Below are 21,751 nucleotides of genomic sequence, written 5' to 3'. Positions count from 1 at the left end.
TTCGCTTCCACGGCGGAGGACAGGACCTTTATGTAGGCGGTGTGCCTGATGCTGTTTAGCGCAGGCCCACGCGCTTGAGCTGCTCATAAATAGGCTTCAAGTCAATGTTAAGCACACCCATCTGCGTAGCTAGGAAGCCGAGGCCGCCGACAACTGCGCCCAGAATCCCCAGACCCGTAGCTAGACCAGCAGCAAAGCCCTTGCTGCTGCCTTCCTTGCCGGCATCAGCGTCATCGGACGGGTTGGCAGCGTCTTCTGGCTGCTCAGGGTCGCCTGCTTGGCCGGTGCCATCGTTCCACCACTCATCAAAGGTCAAGTTGGCTACCAGGGTGTTATCGACGTAGTCACCGCGGACCGAATCGGTTCCAGAGGTACGGGCCATGATGTCCTCGGAGCCGGCGCCCTTGAAGAAGAACGGCACCAACTGGTTGGTGTGCTGACCGGAGTACCAACCGTGGCGAGCAACCTTGCCCTTCTCACCTTCCATAGCGTTGAAGCGGTTATCCGCCTCAGGGTTATCCTCAGTCGGAGCCTCGTTCGCACCGGAGAGATAGCCGGTTTCGTGGTCTGCGGTAACAACCAGTAGGGTCTCCTCCCACGAAGAGTTCTCCTCTACCCACTTGATGGCGGCATCGACCGATTTGTTGAAGTCCTGGGTTTCTTCGATGTCGCGCACCGGGTTATTGCCGTGTCCAGCCCAGTCGATGGCACCGCCCTCGATCATGACGGAGAATCCATCCTCATCCTGCCCCAGTGCGTTGAGTGCGCCGGTGGTCATGGTGGGGAGATCGACGACGTCGTTAAGCGGGTCAGAGTACGGCTCCTTCGCCTCACCAGAGCGAGAGTTCTGCAAGGTGGATCCTACCTGTGCGATACCCCAGTACTTCTGGTCCGGCTTGACGTCGCCTTCCGCCATCTTCTTGAAGTCATCGTTGGACTCAAAGTAGTTCCAGTCGGTCTCGCCAGCGGAAAGCTTGGCGTAGTCCTCCTCGTACATGAAGCTGTAATCCGGAGTTTCGATCTTTTGGTGGTCATTGTCGTAGAACGGGTGGCCAGCGGCCATGACCAAGTCGAGGGCGCTGCCGAGCATCTCACGGCTAATGTCCTGCAGCTTATCGCGGTCCTTGTTGTGCGCGGCCCACGCCGCCGGAGTGGCTTCGGAATAGAGAGTGTCTGATGGTTTGTGTGTGGGTACCTAACCCGCATAAGGAGATGGACCAGAATGACTACTGTGGCACGACGAGATCCGGCTGATAAGGCCAAGATTGATGCGATTGAAAAGAAGCTGCTTGCTAACCCTGACATCGCGAAGCTGATTGATGACCTAGGCACATCCACAACGGATGCCAACGACCTGGTTCGCGGCATGTTACAAGCCTCGATTACCAGAGGCCTCAACGCTGAAATGGATGCCCACCTAGGCTACGAGTCTGGCGACAGGAGCGCTAAAGCTGCAGCTAGAACAGACAATCACCGCAACGGGTCATATCCAAAGACCGTGGATTCTAACTACGGGCCAGTCACCGTTGATGTCCCACGCGATCGGGCTGGAACATTCTTGCCGACTATGGTCCCTAAAGGTTCTAGGCGCTTGACTGATGTCGATGACATGATAGTCAGCTTGTACGCCGGTGGGATGACAATTAGGGACATCCAGCACCATATGGCAACGGCGATGCGTGTTGATATTTCCCATGAGACGATTTCCGCGGTTACTGACGCCGTCCTCGATGAGGTCATGATCTGGCAAAACCGCCAGCTAGACGAGTTCTACCCGGTCATTTTTCTCGATGCGTTGCGCATTAAAGTCCGCGACGGCGGCCGAGTAGTCAACAAATCTGCGTACATGGCAATCGGCGTGGACCTGGACGGTATCAAGCACATTTTGGGATTGTGGATTGCCAAAGAAGAAGGCGCTTCATTTTGGGCGCAGGTATGCGCCAATCTTTCTAACCGTGGGGTTAAAGACGTCTTTATCGTCTGCTGTGACGGGCTGAAAGGCTTGCCGGAAGAAGTAAAGGCAACCTGGCCGAACTCTATGGTGCAAACCTGTATCGTGCACCTGATTCGTGCCGCTAACCGGTGGGTAGCCTACGGAGATCGCCGGGGCGTATCAGCCGCGTTGAAAAAGATTTACACCGCCACGGACGAGTCCACAGCTAAGGCTGCCTTAGACGAATTTGAAGCCTCTGAATTGGCAGAAAAGTATCCACGCTCAGTCAAAGTCTGGCGAGATGCATGGGCGCGTTTCGTACCGTTTCTCCAGTTCCCACCAGCAGCCAGCAAGGTCATTTACACGAAGAATTCGATTGAATCATTCAACAATGAACTGCGGAAAGCTACCCACAACAGGGTGCAGTTCACTAACAATGAATCAGCGCTCAAGACGCTATGGTTGATGATCTGCAACATCGAAGACAAACGAGCCGCAAAGAGGGCAAAGCAAGGCAAACGAGTCTCAGCAACAGCCGGCAGACTCATGGAAGGAGCCCGAGTTTCCGGCTGGAAACAAGCCATCAACCAAATGGCCGTGGCCTACCCCGACAGCTTCGACAAATACCTATAAACCTAGCCCCACACACAAACAACTTGATACCCTCCGAACAAGCAAGCATTGATAGATGCAGGTCTGCACTACATTTTGTCGGTGAAACCCCACCGTGCCTGAGGTGATTGAAACCTGGCGGCGGGAAATCCCTGGTGAAGCCTACGCCCACGGCCAGATCTGGACACAAGCCTCGGCAAGCGATGCGCGCAAACACACAACCCCGAATACGGTGACCCACTTCCAGTACTCCTATGATCGGGCCAGACGCGGCCTGCGCGGAATCAAAGAGCAAGTCGCAAAAGCCAAACGCGCTGTTGACGGCGAAATCGCCATTAAGCGCAACCGCTATTTCGATCTTTCCACCCCGAACAAGAAGGTCAACTACGCTCTTGCTGCCAAACACCGAGCCCTAGCCGGAATTAAAGGCTATGAAACCGACCTGACCGCTCTTCCCGCCCAGGAGGTTATCGGGCATTACCGCAGGCTATTCCACATTGAAAATGTCGTATCGGATGTCGAAATCAGACCTGAAAGCACGCCCAATCTATGCGAGGAAACAAAACTCGATCACAGCACATCTCAATATTGTGATGGCAGCACTAGCCGTGACCCACCTGATGGAGACCCGCAGTGGTCACTTCATCAAACGCCTCGTGAGAACACTCAAGAAATACCGCAGCTTTCAACTCGTCGTTGGCGGCGAAACCATTCACGCCGCCGTACCATTCCCGCCCGACCTCACTGCCACCATCCAAGTAATCACCGGCCGCGAACTTCCGCACAAAATTGGCCTAAGTCAGGTTAGAAGGGAATCAGCACACCGTCTCGTGGGATTCGTGCTCTGGGTGCTCAATCTGAATGGTGGAGTGCTCGATACCGTGTTCGCGCAGGGCCTGCTGGGCGGCATCCAACAGCGGGCCGGTGCCGACGGTGCCGTCGCGCACGATATGCACGGTCGTGAGCACGTTCACGCCGTCCAGGCTCCACAGGTGCAGGTCGTGGATGTCAGCAACGCCCTCGACCTGCCGCAGCGCGGGCTCGATCGCACTGGCGTCGAAGTCCGCCGGGACTTGCTCGAGCAGCACGCTCGCCGAAAGCCGCATGAGCTGCCAGGCGCGCGGCAGCACCATCGCCGCGATCGCTAGGGAGGCGATCACGTCCGCCGCCACAAACCCCGTGGTCAGTACCACAATGCCGGCCACGATTACTGCGACCGAGCCGAGCATATCCACTAACACGTGCAAGAACGCGCCCTCCACGTTGATCGAGGATTTGCGGTGCCGGTGCAGAACCCACGCCGATAGCGCATTCGCCACCAGGCCGATCACCGCGATGATCAGCATCGTTTTTCCCTGCACTTCGGCCGGGCTCTGCAGGCGGCGCACCGCCTCGACGACAATCCACACCGAGATCGCCAGCACCATCACTGCGTTCGCCAGTGCAGCAAGCACCTCCACTCGTCGGTAGCCGTACGTGGCCTGAGCCGATGCTTGTCGGCGCCCAACCAACACCGCTAACACCGCGATGATCAACCCCGCAGCGTCGGAAAGCATGTGCATCGCATCCGCCATCAGCGCCATCGAACCCGCCAACCAGCCGCCGATCAGCTCCGCGAAGAAGACGGTGCCGGTAATGCCTAGCGCAATCAAGAGTGCGCGCAGCGGCGTGCTGGAGTGATCGTGGTCGTGGTGCTCGTGTGCCATGCACTCAGCCTATCCCCGTCGACGCTTATTGACAATTAATTGAAAATGGATGGCGGTAAGCGCAGCCACTGAGGCCAAGTCGGCCTGATTTAGGTCATTGTGCAGTTGTCCTTTGAATGTGTAGAGAAGCTGAAACATGAACAACCAAAAAGTACTGCAGCCGCATGTCAGGAAAGCAACCGCTGAGTGTACTCGAGGTAAATATAAATCTACATTTGTATAAATGTATATAGAAAAGCGCCGCGAGCCGTGGAACGTGTTAAAGGGTGGGTCGCGGCGCTCGTGCCAAAAATCTACTTCTTGGTTTCACCCAACAAGTGACACTGAATCATGTTGGTGTTGCCAGCAATTCCTGGAGGAGTACCAGCAATGACGACAATCATGTCGCCTTCCTCGTACCTGTCCATCTCCAGCAATGCATCATCGATAGCTTCCATCATGTCATCGGTGGACTTAACGTGCGGGCTCAAGAAGGTCTCAGCACCCCACGTCAAAGCTAGCTGGGAGCGAACCGCTGGGTCCGGCGTAAACGCCAACAGCGGAAGCTGGGAGTGCAGGCGAGCCACGCGCTTAGCGGTATCGCCGGAGGTAGTAAAGGCTACGATGGCCTTTGCATTGAGGCGCTCGGCAATATCGCGGGCGGAATAGGACACCACACCACGCTTGGTGCGCGGAACGTGGGACAGCGGTGGAACCTTGCCACCATCTTCAGCATTAGCCACGATCTTGGACATGGTGCGCACGACGTTCTGCGGGTCAATACCCACGGAAGTCTCACCAGAGAGCATGACGGCATCGGCGCCGTCGAGAACGGCGTTAGCTACGTCAGAAGCCTCTGCACGGGTCGGGCGCAGGTTGGAAATCATGGAATCCAACATCTGGGTAGCCACGATGACCGGCTTAGCGTTCTCGCGAGCAATCTGGATAGCGCGCTTCTGGAACAGTGGCACGCGCTCCAGCGGCACCTCAACACCGAGGTCGCCTCGAGCAATCATGATGGCATCGAATGCCAGCACGATGGACTCGAGCGCGTCTACCGCCTCGGGCTTTTCCAGCTTGGCAATGACCGGAACGCGGCGGCCCTCTTCGTCCATAATCTCGTGGACCTTATCCACGTCTGCTGGGGAGCGGACGAAGGACAGCGCCACGAGGTCAACGCCAAGGTTCAAAGCGAAGCGCAGGTCAGCGATATCCTTTTCCGACAAAGCCGGCACGGAGATATCCATGCCAGGAAGGGAAACGCCCTTGTTATTGGAAACCGGGCCACCTTCGGTGACCTCACAGACGACGTCGTTGCCGTCGACTTCCTTGCAAACAACGGCAACCTTGCCATCGTCGATCAGCAGGCGGTCACCTGGCTTGGCGTCCTTGGCCAGGCCCTTGTAGGTGGTGGAAACGCGGTCATGGGTGCCTTCGATATCGTCCACGGTGATGCGGACGATCTGGCCGTTATCCCACTGCTCCTCGCCGTTGATAAAGCGGCCAAGGCGAATCTTGGGCCCCTGAAGGTCCGCCAAGATACCTACGGCGCGGCCGGTCTTATCGGTGGCCTGGCGCACCCAGTTGTAATTCGCCTCGTGGTTTGCATGCTCGCCGTGAGACATATTCAGGCGGGCAACGTCCATGCCGTCCTGTACGAGGCGCAAGATGCCGTCCTCGCTAGCAACGGCAGGGCCGAGAGTACAAACAATCTTCGTTCTTCTATCCAGCATTATTGGCCTATTCCGTCGGGGGAAATTGAACACTCCCCAACCTACTCCTTCGAAAAGATTGGGGCCACAATTTTTTGGTTCCATTTTCTGAACGGACACCACAAAATGCCCCATTTCCCACAAAACCAAATCTAACCGGGCAAACTTGGGCAGTATTTACGTCGATAATGAACCCGGTTGCTGCCCATCAGATACCGCGTGCTCATGGCTGTGCCCATCAGTATTCCGGCGCTCCGCCCAATACTTAGGATCTACCTCTTCGGGGGACTCTGGGCCCTGGCGGTGCCTATCAAGCACGAAGAAGACAATCGCGGCGATGATAAAAATCACAAGCGACACGATGAGATTCACGCGGACCCCAAAGATATGGGTCGCCTCATCGGAACGCATCCCTTCAATAAAGAAGCGGCCCAATGTATAGCCCATGACATAAAGGGCAAAGACGCGCCCGTGCCCCAACTTCCAGGCCTTGTGAGCCCACAAGAGGAAAAGGCAGACCAGGACATTCCACACGAGCTCGTACAGGAAGGTCGGGTGCACCGAGGTCATGATCTCCCCCGTGGAGTGTCCGGAAACGGGAGCATAGCCGCCATTTTCATTGACGCGGTAATAGATGTCTAAAGCCCACGGAACGTCGGTCGGGCGCCCATAGAGCTCTTGGTTAAACCAGTTGCCTAGGCGTCCAATCGCCTGCGCGAGGACGAGGCCTGGCGCCACCGCGTCAGCAAAGGGGCCGAGCGGTACTTTTTTCACTTTGAAAAGCACCCACAAAGCTAGTGCGCCCAAGGCTACGGCGCCCCAAATGCCCAGTCCGCCATTGGTAATCTTCAGCGCGTCCGCGGGATTGCAGCTATCGCAGAAGTACTTCTGGTTATCGGTAATGACGTGGTAGAGCCGCCCGCCAATGATGCCGGCTGGGATGACCACGATGGCGGCATCCCATACTGTGTCTGGGTTACCGCCGCGTGCGGTGTAGCGGCTTAAGGTCATTCGCAAGGCGACGATAATACCCACGATGATGCACAGCGCATAGGCACGAATGGGAATGGGCCCCAACTGCCACACGCCCTGCGGCGGAGACGGAATATTTGCAAGAATTTCTGTGTGCACGTAGCCAGTGTGCCTTATCCCCCACCCCACCAGCTAGTTGGGGTCTTATTCTATCTTGCGCGCGGGACACGCTGGATGCTGCCCGGCAGCCACCAAAGAGCGCGCCAGCGCCGTAGGATCCTGGGCAGCCATGACTGATTCTCCCACCAACACTGCATCGGCGCCGCGTGAAGCATAGTGAAACAGGTTGCGCGCGTTGTTTACCCCGCCTACTGCGATGCGGAGGATGGATTCGGGTAAGCCCGGGGCGATATCGTTAAACGCCTCGCGGTTAATGGCATCCGAAGCCAACGACCACGCATTGATGGCAATGACGCTACTTCCTGCCTTGATTGCGCGGTCAACCTCGGCGCAGTTGCGTACCTCTACGATCGCGGTCATACCGAGCGATTCCACCCGGTCCAAAAGTGCCTCCAGGCGAGCTTGCTCTAAGAGTTCAACCTGCAATGGAATAGCATCGGCCCCAAAGCACCGGGCTTCATGAATTTGGTAAGGGTCCACGATGAGATCGCGCGACATCATGGGAATATCAATCGCAGCACGCGCAGCTGCCATGTCTTCTAAAGAACCGTGAAAGCGGCGGAAATCGGTCTGGCATGCCATGAGATGTACGCCGCAGTGTTCAAAGGTGCGGGCCCATTCCGCCATCTGTTCCGCAGAACCAACATGTGCGATTTCGCCACCGTAGGGTACGGCGCGCTTGAGCTCCGTGATGACCGAGCAGCCAGTGCGCAGCAACGCCGCGCGGGCATCCCGGGGAGGCTCCATGTCACGCGAGCGGGCTTTCACATCTTTGAAAGACACGCGAGCTTCCCGCGCAGCGACGTCCTCCAAGACTCCTGCAACTAGGTGGTCAACGGCAATGGGCGTAGGCATCAGCACCTCCCTCCACGGGCGATTAAAATCACACTTAGGTTAACCCGCTAGCGTGCCGTTCCGGAAATTACACAGGAAACGGGGCTATTTTTTGTCCATATCGGTGGGATCTATATCACTATCAAGGGCGTCCCACATCACGCGGCCAGAGTCGGAGGAGGTTTCCAAATCCTCCTCCAGCTTTGCCTGTCGTGCTGCTGGGGTTTCGTATTTGCTCGACACCTTCGCCTTATCCTCGCCTGGATTGCGCGCAAGCATCACTGCACCGAAGAGGGCTGCTGCCGCACCTATGAGAGCCAGAATTGGTCCCAGGGAATGCACCTCGGTGGAAACGACTGTGGCCCAGTCAGAAATCTGGGCAGAGTCTACGGCGTTTTCATTGGCCGAGGCCCCCTGCAGGATCTTCTGCGCGCGCTCGGCGTCCGCGCCCGCAGTCAGCAGGCTCACTGGGGTCCACGCGCTGGCCGCGGCCGCGAGGGCACACACGATGCCCACCACTCGCCTACCGACACGCCGCAGCGCCATCCCCGCGACGGCACCGGTTACCAGAACTAGGGTCAAGGCCATGATCTCCAGCGACCAGGCCGAGCCGATGATGTCATTGGCCGCGGAGCCGGCCTTATCGTCCTCGCTGGCGGCGACCACCCACGTGGCTCGGGAGGACAGCCACAATACGATGGCTCCAGCAGCGATAAGTAGTGGTCCAAGGCGTCTAGCCTTCACGATTGCCCTCCTAGGAGATCGGTGGCGTCAAAGCACGTGCGGTCACCGGTATGGCAAGCGCCGCCACGCTGCCGCACCGTCAGCAGAATAGTATCTCCATCGCAGTCAAGGCGAACGCCCAGCACCTCTTGGGTATTTCCAGAAGTCTCTCCCTTAACCCAATACTCATTGCGCGAGCGCGAAAAATACGTTGCCTTGCGGGTGGCGAGGGTATGGGCCAAAGCGTGGTCATCCATCCAGGCCATCATCAGCACCTCACCAGACTCAGCCTGGGCAATGGCCGGCACCAAGCCTTGGTCATTGCGCTTGAGCTGCTTGGCGATGCCCCCGTTAAGTTCATAGTTGCCCGGGGTACTCATCGGCGCACCTCGTAGCCAGCAGCGCCCAAGGCGTCTTTCACGTCGCTGATTTCTACCTCACCGAAGTGAAAAATGCTTGCTGCCAAGACGGCATCGGCGCCGGCTGCAACGGCCGGTGGGAAATCCGCGGCTTTTCCCGCGCCGCCAGAGGCGATAACGGGAATGGTCACCGCTGCGCGCACGGCGCGCAGCAATTCAAGGTCAAATCCTTCCTTTGTGCCATCGCCATCCATTGAGTTGAGGAGGATCTCCCCTACGCCGAGTTCTTCGCCGCGGCGTGCCCATTCGATGGCGTCGATCCCGGCCGATTCCGTACCGCCGTGCGTGGTCACCTCAAAGCCGGATGCAGCATACTCTTTGCGGCACCGGCGGGCATCAACAGACAGCACGATGCATTGGGCCCCGAAAATCTCAGCCATTTCGCGCAGCAGTTCCGGATTCTTAATGGCCGCGGTGTTCACGGAGACCTTATCTGCCCCGGCGCGCAATAGTTCTCGGACGTCATCAACGCTGCGAACTCCGCCACCCACTGTCAAGGGGATAAATACCTGGTCTGCGGTGCGGCGCACGACCTCGAGCATGGTGGAGCGGCCTTGTTTGGACGCAGAGACGTCTAAAAAGGTAAGTTCATCGGCTCCTAGGGAGTCATAACGCGCGGCCAACTCCACTGGGTCGCCGGCATCGCGCAGGTTGTCAAAGTTGATGCCCTTGACCACGCGGCCTTGGTCCACGTCTAGGCAGGGGATCACGCGTACGGCTACAGCCATGGCGGCCGCCTCCTTTTCAGGTGTTTAGTCTTAGCGGTGAAAGGAACCGGTATGACGAGACAGGATATCCACGATGGTGGCATGGACCTGCGGGGTACCTGCCACCATGCCGCGCGACTGCGCAGTCCACGGATTTCCGTCCGGATCGGTAACAACTCCACCGGCTGCCTGAATCTGCAGTGCACCCGCGGCGTTATCCCAGGGGTGCGGGGAGAAGTTAATCGCGCCATCAAACACACCCTGCGCGACGAAGGCATTATCAAGTCCCACGGAACCGGTCATTCGCGGGCGCAGTCCGGTCTCGCGCAGCTCGTGGAAAATGTCGGTGGGCAGGTGGGAAGAGCAGCCCACGTGGCCGCGTGCTTCATCAAAGCCCATCGCGTCTTCCCCACCACCGAAACCAGCGGCAGGCCCACCTACTGAGCGCAGTGGGGAGCCATCGCAGGTGACCAGACGGCGCCCCAGGAGCGGGAAGTCAGATACCGCGGCAACGGGCGCACCCTCATGAATGAGCGCCACTAGGATGCCGGCCATGGGGTTTCCGGCAGAGTAGTTTGCGGTGCCATCGATCGGATCTACCACCCACACGGTATCGAGCACGCTGCCGCCCGATTCTTCTCCATAGACCGGGATGCCGGTCATCTGGGTCAAGATATCGCGCAGCTGTTGCTCGATGACGAGGTCTACCTCGGTGGCGAAATCTCCCTGCCCCTTAAAACGGGCGGGCGCAGCTCCGAGGCCGGAGCGAAAAATGGGTTTTACTTGGTCTACGGCCGCCTCCGCGAAGGCCACCAACTCGCGGGGTTCCATCATGACTTAGTTGTCCTCAGGGTCGTAAGGGTCAATGGTTTCTTCCGCCGGCAGCGGCTCTACCTCGGCCACCGCAGCGAGTGCTTCGTCGAGGGTGAAATTCCCCTCGTACAGGGCCCTGCCAATAATGGCGGAATCGATGCCCTCATTTTCATAAAGCGCGAGCTCGCGCAGGTCTTCCAGGCTAGAAATGCCACCAGAGGCGGTGATTTTTGCCTCCGTTGCCATCGCCACCTCGCGCAGGAGCTCAATATTAGGTCCGGTGAGCATGCCGTCTTTCGACACGTCGGTCACCACAAAACGTTGGCATCCGGCTGCATCCAGGCGCTCGAGTACCTCCCACAGATCGCCGCCATCGGAGACCCAGCCATTGCCGGCGGTACGCCATTCGCCGCCATCTTCGCGCACGGCGAGATCCACGGCGACCTTATCTCCGTAGCGCGCCAGGATGTCCTCGATCCATTCCGGCTGCTCTAGTGCAGCCGTGCCGATACTAATGCGCTGCGCACCGGTAGCCAGTGCGCGCTCCACCGCGGCATCGTCCCGGATTCCGCCGCTAAGCTCCACATTTACACCCAGCTCGCGGGCAATCATCGCCATTTCTTCATGGTTGGAGCCCCGACCAAAGGCCGCATCCAAATCCACAAAGTGCAGCCAGTGCGCGCCTTGGGACTGCCACTTTTGCGCGGCATCGCGCGGGGAGCCGTACGAGGTTTCAGTGCCTGCTTCGCCTTTATCTAGGCGCACGGCTTGGCCTTGAGATACATCGACTGCTGGCAAGAGCGTAAAAGTCATATTCTTCATCCTACCTAGAGCGTACGCATCCAGTTTTCCAAAAGCTGTGCACCGGCGTCCCCGGATTTTTCAGGGTGGAATTGGGTCGCCCACAGGGCGCCGTTTTCTACGGCCGCGACGAACCTATCGCCCGCGTGCTCGGCCCAGCTCACCTGCGGCGGACGGGTAATTTCTGTTTCCAATTCCCACCGGCGAACGCCGTAGGAATGCACGAAATAAAACCGCTCGTCTTCGGCCACTCCGGCAAACATATCGCTGCCGACGGGTACCTCTACGGTATTCCATCCCATATGCGGCAGCACCGCAGATTGCAGCTTTTCCACGGTGCCGGGCCACTCGCCGCAGCCGGTGGAGTTGATGTTGTGTTCCACTCCGGCGTCGAAAAGGACCTGCATGCCTACGCAAATGCCCAACACCGGCCGCTCTCCTGCCAAGCGCTGGCCGATGACCCGAGGGCCCTGCACCGCCCGTAGCCCGCGCATGCAGGCAGCAAAGGCACCCACGCCAGGGACAAGCAGACCGTCCGCTTCCACCGCTTCTTTAGGGTCCGCGGTAACGGTGACGTCCGCGCCCACTCGCTCCAGCGCGCGCTGGGCCGAGCGCACATTGCCCGCGCCATAATCCAATAATGCGACCGTCTTTGCCATGGGCTATACCTTACGCATGCGACGCAGTCGCGTCCGGATATCGTTGGTTTCGCTCACGCGGGTGCGCCCAAGGATAAAATCTGCCAGCGTCATCACAACGCCGGCGACGAGGATGACCACGCCGGCGCCAAAAGCCCCTGCATAGCCGTAGCCGGCGACCAAGGCGCCCAAGAGGGTCGAGCCCAAGCCAGTGCCGCCATCATAGAAAATATTCCAGATGGCCGAAGCTTCCGAGACGCGCTCGCGTGGCAGACGGTCAAACATCGACAACAGGGCTTCATTTTGCGCAATACCAAAGGCACCACCGAAGAGGAAGGCACCCAGCACGAGCCACCACACGGAACCGTCGAGGTACAGCGGGACGGCGATGGCGAGCACGCCCACGATGGCCATGATCTGACTGGGGATATACAGACGGCCTGGGGTGCCTACGCGGTCTGCCACCATGCCGGCAAAGTAGCGGAAAATCATGGCGGCGCCGCCCACGATGGACAGCATGAAGCCGGCCAAGCTAGCGCCGCGCTCGGCATCAAGTTCTTGCACCGCCGGCGGCAGGAAGGATGACACGGCGCCATAGCTCATTGAAAATGTCGTTAGCGCCAGCGCAGGAACGAGCACCAGCTTCCACGTAGGAACGCGGATCAGGTTCGGCTCCTCTTCAGTATCGGAGGCGAGGGTGACCTTAATCTTGGGAATGCGCAGGCACAGACCAAAGCCCACAAAGCCAATGATGCCGGCGGTGATATACGTCGAGGCATAACCCAGCTTTTCCGCCATGATCAATCCCAGCGGCAAAAAGACCATTTGGCCCAGGCCGGTAAAGACACCAATCATGCCGGTAGCCTTGCCCAGCAGGCGTACGGGCGCCAGTTCCGCAATGAGCGCGGACTCAGAAACGGTCAGCGCGCCAAAGCCGACGCCGCGCATGGCAGAAAAGAGCAGGACTACCCAGGCATCAGTTCCCAGTAGGTGGCCAAAGGCAGGTACGCCCAAGGTAAAAGCGGACAGTGCCATCACACGGCGGTAGCCCCACCGGCGCAGGAGCCATGGGGAAATGATCTGGGTCAGCACGGTAAAGGCCATGAAGATGCCGGTGGATGAGCCCGCCAAGGTCGCTGAGCCACCAGAGTCAATGACCGCTAGCGGCACCACTGGAAGGAGGATGGACCACGCACCGAAGGCCGCGGCGATAGCCAACATGGTCGCGGTATAGCCCGGAACCTTCCAGATATTAGTTTCTTGGGTTGTGCTCATTTACCAAACGCTCCTACCATCCACGAGATTGCTGCTACCACGGTGATTGCGGCCAAAAGAGAGGCTACTACTGTCATTGCCTTCGACCCCTGTTGGTAGGCAGACCATGCGCCTCCCACCAGCATGCCAGCTACGAGGAAGAGGACCAAGATCATAAAGTGCATGCGTTCTAGAGTGCTCCCTTCGTCGATGGAATTCCAGTCTGGCGGGGGTCGAATTCCACCGCACCGCGCAGCGCACGCGCGACGGCCTTAAACTCCGCCTCAGTAATGTGGTGCGGATCGCGCCCATAGCGCACGTTGAGGTGGAGCGTAACCCCAGCGTGGGTGGCGAGCGTTTCAAAGAAGTGGCGGTTTATCACGGTGGCGTAATGCCCACCGATGGTCTGCCACTGCAGGTGCTCTGGTTCGCCGTTCATGACGAAATAGGCGCGACCAGAAAAATCCGCAACCGCTTCTACCAAGGCCTCATCCATGGGCAAAAGCTGGGAGCCAAAACGGCGGATGCCGGCCTTATCCCCCACCGCCTTACGCAGCGCGGTGCCGAGCACGATGGCGGTATCTTCCACAGTGTGGTGGGCGTCTACCTCCACGTCGCCCTCCGCCTGCACGGTGAGATCGAAGCTGCCATGAGTGGCAAAGGCCGTGAGCATGTGGTCAAAGAAAGGCAGGCCAGTAGCAATATCGCTACGCCCAGTGCCATCGAGGTCGATGACCACAGAAATCTGCGATTCCGACGTCGCCCGCTGGGCGCGCCCTACGCGGTTGCTCATGCTTCGCTCCTTTTACCTGCGGCCGGGGAATCACCCACTACTGTATCTGCAAGGTCCTCGGCTACGGCTAAAAAGGCCGAATTTTCTTCCGGCAGCCCCACCGTCATGCGCAGGTGGCCTGCGATGCCAACATCGCGGATGAGCACTTCCTTATCCAAGAACTGTTGCCACACGCGGTGTTGGTCAGCAAAGCGGCCGAAGAAGAGGAAGTTGGATTCGCTCGGCAGGACGGTATAGCCCAATTCGCGCAAGCGAGCGGCCACCCGCTCGCGCTCGGCGGCGATCTTTTCCACGGTGGCGAGCGTATCCGCGCTATGGCGCAGCGCCACCGTCGCCGCCGCTTGGGAAAGCACGGACAGGTGATACGGCAAGCGCACCAGCATTACGGCATCCACAAAGGCCGGGTCCGCCACGAAATAACCGAGGCGGCCTCCGGCAAAATCGAAGGCCTTAGACATGGTGCGCGAGATCACCAGCTTCGTAGGGTATTTATCCAGCAGCGTCACCGCAGAAGGTGAGGAAGAAAATTCGCCATAAGCTTCATCGACGATAAGGATGCCCGGGGCGGCGTCGGCAAGCGCGGCAATATCGTCCACGCTAGTCACTCCGCCGGTGGGGTTATTCGGCGTAGTCACAAAGATAATATCCGGCTGGTGCTGCGCCACGGCTGCGAGCGCCCGGTCCATATCAATGCGAAAATTCTCATCGCGCGGGCACTCCACAAACTGCGTATGGGTGCCGTCCGCGAGGATAGGGTGCATGGAATAAGACGGGGTGAAACCGAGGACGCTGCGGCCCGGACCGCCGAATGCCTGCAGCAGCTGCTGCAGAATCTCATTCGAGCCATTGGCCGCCCATACCTGCGTATAGCTCACACGTACGCCGGTCTGTGCAGAAACGTAGTCCGCCAGGGCCTGGCGCAGCTCCACCGCATCGCGCTCCGGATAGCGATTGAGCGTGGCGGCAAGGCGCCGGGTCTCCGCCACCAGGTCATCCACTAGTGCCTGCGAGGGAGGATAAGGATTTTCGTTGGTATTGAGCTGGTAGGCCACGTGGAGCTGCGGCGCCCCGTAGGCGGACTTACCGCGCAGCTCCTCGCGCAGGGGAAGATCATTCAAGTGCGTCATTTAATTCTCCTCGAATCGGGCGCGGATAGCCTCGCCGTGGGCGGGCAGCCCCTCGGCCTCCGCAAAAGCGATGACGTGCGGGGCAATCTCTTCCAACGCAGCTCGGTCATACTCAATAAGGTTGACCGGCCGCATAAAGGTATGAGTAGACAGGCCGGCAGAAAAGCGCGCCGTACCGGAGGTGGGCAATACGTGATTGGAGCCGGCCGCGTAATCTCCGAGCGGCACCGGAGCAAAGTCCCCTACAAAGATGGCACCGGCGTGCTTAATCCGCTCGGCCACCGCGCCGGGCTCTGCGGTGTGGATCTCCAGGTGCTCAGCGGCATAGGCATTGGCTACCGCCACCGCTGCATCCAGGGAATCGACCAGCACAATTCCGGATTGCTCGCCGCCTAGAGCTTCGGCCGCCCGCTGCGCATTCGCGGTGGCGCCGTAACGCGCCTCTACCTCTGCTTTCACGCGCTGAGCCAAGCTTGGCGAGGCCGTAATAAGCACACTCGCGGCCATCGGATCATGCTCGGCCTGGGAGATGAGGTCATAGGCCACATACACCGGATTCGCTGTGTCATCAGCGATAATGGCGATTTCGGTCGGCCCGGCCTCAGCATCGGTGCCCACCATGCCGCGCACCAACCGCTTGGCCGCGGTGACGAAGATATTTCCAGGGCCGGTAATCATGTCCACTGGGGCTAGTTCGGCGTCATCATCACCGTAGGCCATCAACGCGATGGCTTGGCCGCCTCCTACCGCCCAGACCTCCTCCACGCCCAGCATCTGGCACACGGCCAGCACCGTGGGGTGCGGCAGACCGCCGAATTCTTTTTGCGGTGGCGAGGCGACCACTAAGCTTTCCGCGCCGGCCGCCTGCGCTGGCACGGCGTTCATAATCACCGAGGACGGATAGACCGCCTTGCCTCCCGGCACGTATAGCCCAACGCGCTCGATGGGGCGAAAGACCTCGGTCACCGTGGCACCTGGTGCCAGATCGGTGGTGTGCGCGGCCGGTTTTTGCTCGGCGTGAACCTTGCGGACCCGCTCAATGGAGGCCTCAATCGCTTGGCGCACCTGCGGGTCTAGGCCGGAGGCGGCCTTCTCCAACTCCGCTTGGGGCACCCGCAGGTGGGTTGGGCGCACGCCATCGAATTGCTCGCCATAGTCCAAGGCCGCCGCCGCGCCTTCGTGACGTACTCGATGAACCAGCGGCGCCACCTTGTCCACCACGGCGGCGACGTCGGTGCCACCGCGCGGCAAAACTCGCCGCAGCTGGGCGGGGCGCAGCTCTTGGCCACGCAAATCGATGGTGCGGAGCATTCCCGGATCCCCTTTTTGCCAATCGGATTTCTGTTATTAAACCAATATCCTAATGGCCAAACGCCAGCGAGGGGGCCGGTTTGGGCTATAGACTCGATGTCAACACAGCTTTAAGGTGGTGGCAGCGATGAGCGAGATTGAACCCTCTCTTCTGCTCGCGCATGCCTGCACCATCGCCCGCGATAATGATGTTTCCTGCTGGACCCTGCCCACTGGCGAGCTACTCGTGCCGCATGCGGCCGGTGGCTCCACTTTCATTTTTGTAGACCAGCTGGAAGAACCGGTGCTCCACCTGCACACCAGCCCCCGCGGCGGCGTCGATCTCAGCGAGATCTCTGAGCTCGCGCACTTGGCCGACGAGTGGAATCACGATTGCCTCTCCCCGGCCGTCGTGGTTGATTATGACCAGCCCGACTGCGTGAGCGTGTCTGGCCATAGTTATCTGCCGGCCGACACCTCCCCCAGCCGCGAACAGCTCGCGGCATTCCTCCTACCGGCGCTGCGCAACGCGGAGGTCCTCATGGATCTGCTCGCTCAGTCGCACCCCGGCCTCGTGCGCGAAGCCTCACCGGAGCTTGCCCCGCTTGCCGACGCCCCCTTAGAACCCTTCACCCTCGATAGCGTGGCCGAGATCCTGCCGCTTATCGGCATCCAACGCTTCCAAAGCGACGGCGCCACCGCCATCTACGCCTGGGTCAATGACGTCCTTTTCGCCTTCGCACTGGACAACGGGCCCAGCCTCATTCTCAAAGGGCATTGGGACCCCAGCCTGGACGAGGCGGAATTTACCCGGCTATTCCTCATTTGCAATGACTGGAATCGCGCCCACCACGGCGCCGTGGCATTTTGCCACCACACCTCCGAGGGCCTGCAGGTGCGGATGGATGCCGCCACCATTACCGCCGCGGGACTTACCCGGCCGCAACTATTTAGCGCCATCGGCCGCGGGCTCAAGCACATTCTGCACGGCATCGATGACATTGCGCACGAAGTAACCGGCGCCTCCCCCGTCGAATGGCCCTAGACGCGCGGATTACCAATCTTCATCGGCACTCACAAAGGCCGTGGACCAATAGGCAAACATCGCCATAAAGGGCGCGACCGCCCACGAGATGGCCGGGGAGAAATTTGGCGCGAACTCAACGACTTCCCCTGGGTTTTCTGGCGGATGCGTGGCAGTGACCCCGCCAAAGACATAAAACGACGCCGCCCCGGCCAGGGCACATACGCCGACCCACAGGAGCATCGACAAGCCCCGCCCCTGCCGGCGCAGATACGCGCCCAACCCCAAGAACAAACCAAGCAGGCCGGTAATGAGGGCAAAGGTGATAAAGGCGATGAACTGGGCGTTTCCCATCGCATCGATGGCATAGCCGCCGTCATCCACCTCATGGCCGGTAAGTGTCGGCCGGAAAAGCCCCCACAGCGCACCGGCCACGCCATACACCAGGAGCGCACACGCGAGTAACCCCGCACCAAAACCTAGGGTGCGGGGTAACCGGAGTTTTAACAAAGACAACTTAGTTACAGAAGGTCCAGTTGCCGTTTTCGCGGCGGAAGCGGACCGTGGAGGTCTCGGTGCCCTCAGAGTTGGATACGCTCACGGTTGCAGAAGCATCGTCGCCATTGACCACAACGTCGTTGACGGACTGCAGCTTGGTCGACTGCGGGATGGACTCCAGCTGGCCAGCGAACTTCTCTACCTCGGGGTTGCCACCGCCCTGCTGGCGCATGGTGTTGGCGTACTCAGCAAAGGACTGGTTCGGCAGGCTATCGACGTACTGCTGGTACTGGCCGAACTCCTGGGACTGTTCATCGCGGACTGCCTGGCAGGCGTGCTGCGGCATGTAGTTGAAGTATTCCTTCACATTATCGATCTCGTGCTGGCCGCGAACCAGCTGCTCGATGGCCTGCTTATCGCCATCATTAGCGGCCTGGCCGCCTTCGATCGGCTTGATATCCTTCGCGCCAGCGAAAGGATCCTCCCCATTGTTCAGCGGGTTAGCCAGCTGATCGGGCCCCTCGGCAGCGCCGTCCTCGCCTTCTTGGCCTTCTGCACCCGCAGCGGCGTCCTTCTTTTCGCCGTCCTTATTCTGATCCTTTTCTTTGTCCTTGTCCTTGTCCTTGTCCTCGGACTTATCGGCATCTTTGCCCTCGGACTTATCTGCAGACTTATCCTCAGAAGACTTGGACGCCGTGGTGGCGGCAGCCTTCTTGGAGTCGTCATTGTCATCCGAACCACACGCAGCCAACGCCAGCGGGGTGACCAGCGCAACTGCGATGAGGGACTTCTTTGCAGGGGTCAAAAAGGACAAGGGAAAGCTCCTGAATCAATCTTGCGAGTGTGAAGCCGCCCCAAGGGCGGCCTCTTATTTGTCTTCGCAATACTAACAACCCGACGATGGAAATGACATTGAGACTCCGTTAAAAGAACCTGTGAACTACCGTCCCCCGGCCAAGTCCGTACAATTGCCAAGGTGCACATAAACCGCGAGAGTATTATCGACGCCGCTCTTTCCCTGCTTGATGCCTACGGGCTTGGCGACGTCACCATGCGTCGCGTTGCTTCCTCCCTCGGCGTCGCCCCCGGCGCGCTCTACTGGCATATTGCCAATAAACAGGCGCTCATTGCAGCCCTAGCGGAGGACATTATCTCCCCCGTTTCTGGGGAGTCGCTCGAGGCTATCAGCCTCAATCTTCGTGATTTGCTGCTCGCCCGCCGCGACGGCGCCGAGGTAGTCATTGCCGGCCTCTCCCTCCCGCAGGCCCCGGCCTGGGACCGCCTCTTGGCGGCCTTCACCGCTGCAACCGCTCACAGCACGCCCGCCGCCGACAGCGCCCACCGCGCCGCCGCGCTCTCCGCCATTCACCTCGTGCTGGGTGCCACCTTGATGGAACAGTCCCAACGCCAGCTTGCAGAAACCACCGGCGAGTCGCCGGCCACAGATTATCGCGCAGACCTCATTCGCGGCGTACGCATTATTAACGCTGGACTTACGCACGGCGCCGGCGACTAAAAAGTGGTTATGCTCGTGGGCATGAACACTCCCGCCATGGACGCAGTCCCCACGCCCACCGAGAGCTACGGCCGCCAAATCTGGCCCGGCAAACCCACCCCACTGGGATCCACCTTCGATGGATCCGGCACCAACTTTGCCCTGTTTTCCGAGGTAGCAGACAAAGTCGAGCTCTGCCTCATCGACAAGGAAGGCAACGAGGAACGCATCGAAATGTCGGAGGTCACCGCCCATGTGTGGCATATCTACCTCCCCAATGTCACCCCTGGCCAGCGCTACGGCTACCGCGTCTATGGCCCCTATGAACCAGAAAACGGCCTGCGCTGCGATCCTTCCAAGCTCCTAGTGGACCCTTATGCTAGGGCCTTCGACGGCGAATTCGACGGCGATGCCTCCCTCTACTCCTATGACATCCACGCCGAGGAACCTGGCACCGGCCGCAACGAGGAAGACTCGCTGGGCCACACCATGTTGTCGGTGGTGATTAACCCCTTCTTTGACTGGCGCAGCGACCACCGCCCGCATATTCCGGATAACGAAAAGGTCATCTACGAAACCCACGTCAAGGGCATGACCATGACTCATCCGGACGTGCCGGAAGAGCTCCGCGGCACGTATGCCGGCATGGCCCACCCTGCCGTCATTGACTACTTCAAAGAGCTTGGCGTTACCACCGTCGAGCTCATGCCCGTCCACCAATTCCTGCAGGACGATCGCCTGCGCAACCTGGGCCTGCGCAACTACTGGGGCTATAACACCTTCGGCTTTTTCGCCCCGCACCATGACTATGCCTTTGCCAAGAAGCCGGGCGAGGTGGTGTCCGAATTCAAGACCATGGTTCGCGCCTTCCACGAGGCCGGCATCGAGGTCATCCTCGACGTGGTTTATAACCACACCGCCGAGGGCAACCACATGGGCCCCACCATTGCCTTCCGCGGCATCGACAATGGCGCCTACTATCGCCTCGTCGAGGGCGATGAGGCTCATTACATGGATTACACCGGCACCGGCAATTCCCTCAATGTCCGCCACCCGCACTCGCTGCAGCTGATTATGGATTCGCTGCGCTACTGGGTTACGGAGATGCGCGTCGATGGTTTCCGCTTCGACTTGGCGGCGACCTTGGCGCGGGAGCTTGACGACGTCGACAAGCTCGCTACCTTCTTCGACCTAGTCCAGCAAGACCCCATTGTCAGCCAGGTTAAGCTCATCGCCGAGCCCTGGGACATCGGCCACGATGGCTACCAGGTGGGCAACTTCCCGCCGATTTGGAGCGAATGGAACGGAAAGTACCGCGATACCGTGCGCGATTTCTGGCGCGGCGAGCCCGCTACCCTAGGTGAATTCGCCTCCCGCCTGACCGGCTCTTCGGACCTCTATGCCGATAATGACCGCCGCCCTACCGCCTCCATCAACTTCATCACCGCCCACGATGGCTTTACCTTGCGCGATCTTGTGTCCTATAACGACAAACACAACGAGGCCAATGGCGAGGACAACCGCGACGGCGAATCTTTCAACCGCTCCTGGAACTGTGGCGAGGAAGGCCCCACCGATAATGATGAAATCCGCAAGCTGCGCCGCCGCCAGGCCCGCAACTTCCTAACCACTCTCCTGCTCTCCCAGGGCACTCCCATGCTCTCGCATGGCGATGAATTCGGCCGCACGCAGGACGGAAATAATAACGTCTACTGCCAGGACAACGAGCTGTCATGGATGGACTGGTCCATGCTGGAGGAAGAAAAATCCGCCGCGATGCTGGGCTTTACCAAGCGCGTGCTGTCCATTCGCAACCACCACCCCGTCTTCCGCCGCAAGCGCTTCTTGGCCGGCGGCCCGCTCGGCGCGGATGTTAAGGAACGCGATATCGCCTGGCTGGTTCCTTCGGGCCGCCTGATGACCCAGGACGACTGGGACCACGACTTCGGCCGCGCCCTCATGGTCTACCTCAATGGCAATGCGATTACGGAAACCACCGCCCGCGGCGAGCGCATCACCGATGATTCCTTCATCATGATTTTCAACTCCCACGACGGCGAAATCGAGTTCACCCTGCCCACCAAGGATCTCGGCGCTACGTGGCGGCTGATGGTCGATACCGCCGATTCCGGCGGCTACCCCGCGGAGGAAACCCTCATTGAGGCAGAGGGTACGATCACGGTGCAGCCGCGTTCAACGCTGATTCTGCGTCAGATTGAACCGCCCATCTTCGATTCCTAG

21 protein-coding genes and 2 pseudogenes are annotated in these 21,751 nt (G+C 59.5%); 5 read left to right on the top strand and 18 right to left on the bottom strand.

Annotated elements, in window-relative coordinates:
- Positions 1–55: 55 nt before the first annotated feature.
- Positions 56–1,150: pseudogene (locus MHK09_RS02495) on the bottom strand (alkaline phosphatase); the annotation flags it as partial.
- A gap of 72 nt (positions 1,151–1,222) precedes the next feature.
- On the opposite strand from MHK09_RS02495, the gene MHK09_RS02490 reads away from it, so the two are divergent.
- Both MHK09_RS02490 and MHK09_RS02485 read left to right on the top strand, forming a co-directional pair.
- The gene (locus MHK09_RS02490) at positions 1,223–2,566 is read left to right on the top strand and encodes an IS256 family transposase (RefSeq protein ID WP_250412577.1); all 1,344 of its coding nucleotides are present in this window, start codon (positions 1,223–1,225) and stop codon (positions 2,564–2,566) included.
- A 36-nt stretch (positions 2,567–2,602) separates the two neighbouring features.
- Positions 2,603–3,330 (top strand): annotated as a pseudogene (locus MHK09_RS02485) (IS1634 family transposase); the annotation flags it as partial.
- A gap of 30 nt (positions 3,331–3,360) precedes the next feature.
- On the opposite strand, the gene MHK09_RS02480 reads toward MHK09_RS02485, so the two are convergent.
- From MHK09_RS02480 to hisD, 15 genes are all read right to left on the bottom strand, one after another.
- Entirely contained in the window at positions 3,361–4,251 is an 891-nt protein-coding gene (locus MHK09_RS02480) for a cation diffusion facilitator family transporter (RefSeq protein WP_005328806.1), read from the bottom strand.
- 293 nt (positions 4,252–4,544) lie between these two features.
- On the bottom strand, positions 4,545–5,960 hold the full coding sequence (gene pyk / locus MHK09_RS02475) for a pyruvate kinase (protein WP_250412635.1): 1,416 nt from the start codon (positions 5,958–5,960) through the stop codon (positions 4,545–4,547).
- A 159-nt stretch (positions 5,961–6,119) separates the two neighbouring features.
- Positions 6,120–7,073, bottom strand: a complete 954-nt coding sequence (gene lgt, locus MHK09_RS02470; RefSeq protein ID WP_250412576.1) for a prolipoprotein diacylglyceryl transferase — start codon at positions 7,071–7,073, stop codon at positions 6,120–6,122.
- A 45-nt stretch (positions 7,074–7,118) separates the two neighbouring features.
- A complete protein-coding gene (locus MHK09_RS02465; RefSeq protein WP_005324614.1) occupies positions 7,119–7,949 on the bottom strand; it encodes an indole-3-glycerol phosphate synthase TrpC in 831 nt (276 codons plus the stop codon).
- Positions 7,950–8,033: 84 nt separating this feature from the next.
- The gene (locus tag MHK09_RS02460) at positions 8,034–8,672 is read right to left on the bottom strand and encodes a TIGR02234 family membrane protein (protein ID WP_049377586.1); all 639 of its coding nucleotides are present in this window, start codon (positions 8,670–8,672) and stop codon (positions 8,034–8,036) included.
- A complete protein-coding gene (hisI, locus tag MHK09_RS02455; protein WP_200435465.1) occupies positions 8,669–9,031 on the bottom strand; it encodes a phosphoribosyl-AMP cyclohydrolase in 363 nt (120 codons plus the stop codon). Before hisI ends, MHK09_RS02460 begins: the two co-directional genes overlap by 4 nt.
- Positions 9,028–9,798 carry an imidazole glycerol phosphate synthase subunit HisF gene (gene hisF, locus MHK09_RS02450; protein WP_200435464.1) on the bottom strand — a complete coding sequence of 257 codons (771 nt, stop codon included), beginning with the start codon at positions 9,796–9,798 and terminating at the stop codon, positions 9,028–9,030. Before hisF ends, hisI begins: the two co-directional genes overlap by 4 nt.
- Before the next feature lie 30 nt (positions 9,799–9,828).
- Complete coding sequence (locus MHK09_RS02445) at positions 9,829–10,611, bottom strand: inositol monophosphatase family protein (RefSeq protein WP_250412575.1); 783 nt, start codon at positions 10,609–10,611, stop codon at positions 9,829–9,831.
- Positions 10,612–10,614: 3 nt separating this feature from the next.
- Positions 10,615–11,403, bottom strand: coding sequence for a bifunctional 1-(5-phosphoribosyl)-5-((5-phosphoribosylamino)methylideneamino)imidazole-4-carboxamide isomerase/phosphoribosylanthranilate isomerase PriA (gene priA / locus MHK09_RS02440; RefSeq protein WP_250412574.1), 789 nt, complete (start codon positions 11,401–11,403; stop codon positions 10,615–10,617).
- Between the two features lie 14 nt (positions 11,404–11,417).
- Complete coding sequence (gene hisH / locus MHK09_RS02435; RefSeq protein WP_179386691.1) at positions 11,418–12,050, bottom strand: imidazole glycerol phosphate synthase subunit HisH; 633 nt, start codon at positions 12,048–12,050, stop codon at positions 11,418–11,420.
- 3 nt (positions 12,051–12,053) lie between these two features.
- A complete protein-coding gene (locus tag MHK09_RS02430) occupies positions 12,054–13,304 on the bottom strand; it encodes an MFS transporter (RefSeq protein ID WP_250412573.1) in 1,251 nt (416 codons plus the stop codon).
- Positions 13,301–13,468, bottom strand: a complete 168-nt coding sequence (locus MHK09_RS02425) for a CG2302 family histidine operon protein (RefSeq protein ID WP_005324605.1) — start codon at positions 13,466–13,468, stop codon at positions 13,301–13,303. The genes MHK09_RS02430 and MHK09_RS02425 overlap by 4 nt, the downstream gene beginning before the upstream one ends.
- Positions 13,469–13,473: 5 nt before the next feature.
- Positions 13,474–14,076: an imidazoleglycerol-phosphate dehydratase HisB gene (gene hisB / locus MHK09_RS02420; RefSeq protein WP_005324603.1), complete on the bottom strand. Its 603-nt coding sequence runs from the start codon at positions 14,074–14,076 to the stop codon at positions 13,474–13,476.
- A complete protein-coding gene (locus tag MHK09_RS02415) occupies positions 14,073–15,203 on the bottom strand; it encodes a histidinol-phosphate transaminase (RefSeq protein ID WP_250412572.1) in 1,131 nt (376 codons plus the stop codon). Before MHK09_RS02415 ends, hisB begins: the two co-directional genes overlap by 4 nt.
- Complete coding sequence (gene hisD / locus MHK09_RS02410; protein WP_250412571.1) at positions 15,204–16,514, bottom strand: histidinol dehydrogenase; 1,311 nt, start codon at positions 16,512–16,514, stop codon at positions 15,204–15,206.
- A 127-nt stretch (positions 16,515–16,641) separates the two neighbouring features.
- On the opposite strand from hisD, the gene MHK09_RS02405 reads away from it, so the two are divergent.
- Positions 16,642–17,538 (top strand): YbjN domain-containing protein, encoded by an 897-nt coding sequence (locus MHK09_RS02405; protein ID WP_250412570.1) that lies wholly within the window; start codon positions 16,642–16,644, stop codon positions 17,536–17,538.
- A gap of 9 nt (positions 17,539–17,547) precedes the next feature.
- Here the strand turns inward: MHK09_RS02405 and MHK09_RS02400 are convergent, their stop codons facing one another.
- Both MHK09_RS02400 and MHK09_RS02395 read right to left on the bottom strand, forming a co-directional pair.
- Complete coding sequence (locus MHK09_RS02400) at positions 17,548–17,952, bottom strand: hypothetical protein (RefSeq protein ID WP_150850770.1); 405 nt, start codon at positions 17,950–17,952, stop codon at positions 17,548–17,550.
- Between the two features lie 82 nt (positions 17,953–18,034).
- Positions 18,035–18,829 (bottom strand): hypothetical protein, encoded by a 795-nt coding sequence (locus MHK09_RS02395; protein ID WP_005328821.1) that lies wholly within the window; start codon positions 18,827–18,829, stop codon positions 18,035–18,037.
- 162 nt (positions 18,830–18,991) lie between these two features.
- Between MHK09_RS02395 and MHK09_RS02390 the strand changes: the two genes are divergently transcribed.
- Entirely contained in the window at positions 18,992–19,531 is a 540-nt protein-coding gene (locus MHK09_RS02390) for a TetR family transcriptional regulator (RefSeq protein ID WP_250412569.1), read from the top strand.
- Between the two features lie 21 nt (positions 19,532–19,552).
- Positions 19,553–21,751, top strand: a complete 2,199-nt coding sequence (glgX, locus tag MHK09_RS02385) for a glycogen debranching protein GlgX (protein WP_250412568.1) — start codon at positions 19,553–19,555, stop codon at positions 21,749–21,751.

The sequence above is a fragment of the Corynebacterium tuberculostearicum genome (assembly GCF_022347235.1).
In the GTDB taxonomy this organism is placed as follows: domain Bacteria; phylum Actinomycetota; class Actinomycetes; order Mycobacteriales; family Mycobacteriaceae; genus Corynebacterium; species Corynebacterium tuberculostearicum_F.
The sequence above is the reverse complement of the archived record's forward strand: the minus strand, read 5'-3'. Positions and strand labels throughout refer to the sequence as shown.

Bases quoted from the DNA above. Each gene is read 5' to 3' on its own strand.
- MHK09_RS02490 (WP_250412577.1), top strand. From the start codon at position 1,223: ATGACTACTGTGGCACGACGAGATCCGGCTGATAAGGCCAAGATTGAT.
- MHK09_RS02480 (WP_005328806.1), bottom strand. From the start codon at position 4,251: ATGGCACACGAGCACCACGACCACGATCACTCCAGCACGCCGCTGCGC.
- MHK09_RS02465 (WP_005324614.1), bottom strand. From the start codon at position 7,949: ATGCCTACGCCCATTGCCGTTGACCACCTAGTTGCAGGAGTCTTGGAG.
- hisI (WP_200435465.1), bottom strand. From the start codon at position 9,031: ATGAGTACCCCGGGCAACTATGAACTTAACGGGGGCATCGCCAAGCAG.
- hisF (WP_200435464.1), bottom strand. From the start codon at position 9,798: ATGGCTGTAGCCGTACGCGTGATCCCCTGCCTAGACGTGGACCAAGGC.
- MHK09_RS02445 (WP_250412575.1), bottom strand. From the start codon at position 10,611: ATGATGGAACCCCGCGAGTTGGTGGCCTTCGCGGAGGCGGCCGTAGAC.
- priA (WP_250412574.1), bottom strand. From the start codon at position 11,403: ATGACTTTTACGCTCTTGCCAGCAGTCGATGTATCTCAAGGCCAAGCC.
- hisH (WP_179386691.1), bottom strand. From the start codon at position 12,050: ATGGCAAAGACGGTCGCATTATTGGATTATGGCGCGGGCAATGTGCGC.
- MHK09_RS02430 (WP_250412573.1), bottom strand. From the start codon at position 13,304: ATGAGCACAACCCAAGAAACTAATATCTGGAAGGTTCCGGGCTATACC.
- MHK09_RS02425 (WP_005324605.1), bottom strand. From the start codon at position 13,468: ATGCACTTTATGATCTTGGTCCTCTTCCTCGTAGCTGGCATGCTGGTG.
- hisB (WP_005324603.1), bottom strand. From the start codon at position 14,076: ATGAGCAACCGCGTAGGGCGCGCCCAGCGGGCGACGTCGGAATCGCAG.
- MHK09_RS02415 (WP_250412572.1), bottom strand. From the start codon at position 15,203: ATGACGCACTTGAATGATCTTCCCCTGCGCGAGGAGCTGCGCGGTAAG.
- hisD (WP_250412571.1), bottom strand. From the start codon at position 16,514: ATGCTCCGCACCATCGATTTGCGTGGCCAAGAGCTGCGCCCCGCCCAG.
- MHK09_RS02405 (WP_250412570.1), top strand. From the start codon at position 16,642: ATGAGCGAGATTGAACCCTCTCTTCTGCTCGCGCATGCCTGCACCATC.
- glgX (WP_250412568.1), top strand. From the start codon at position 19,553: ATGAACACTCCCGCCATGGACGCAGTCCCCACGCCCACCGAGAGCTAC.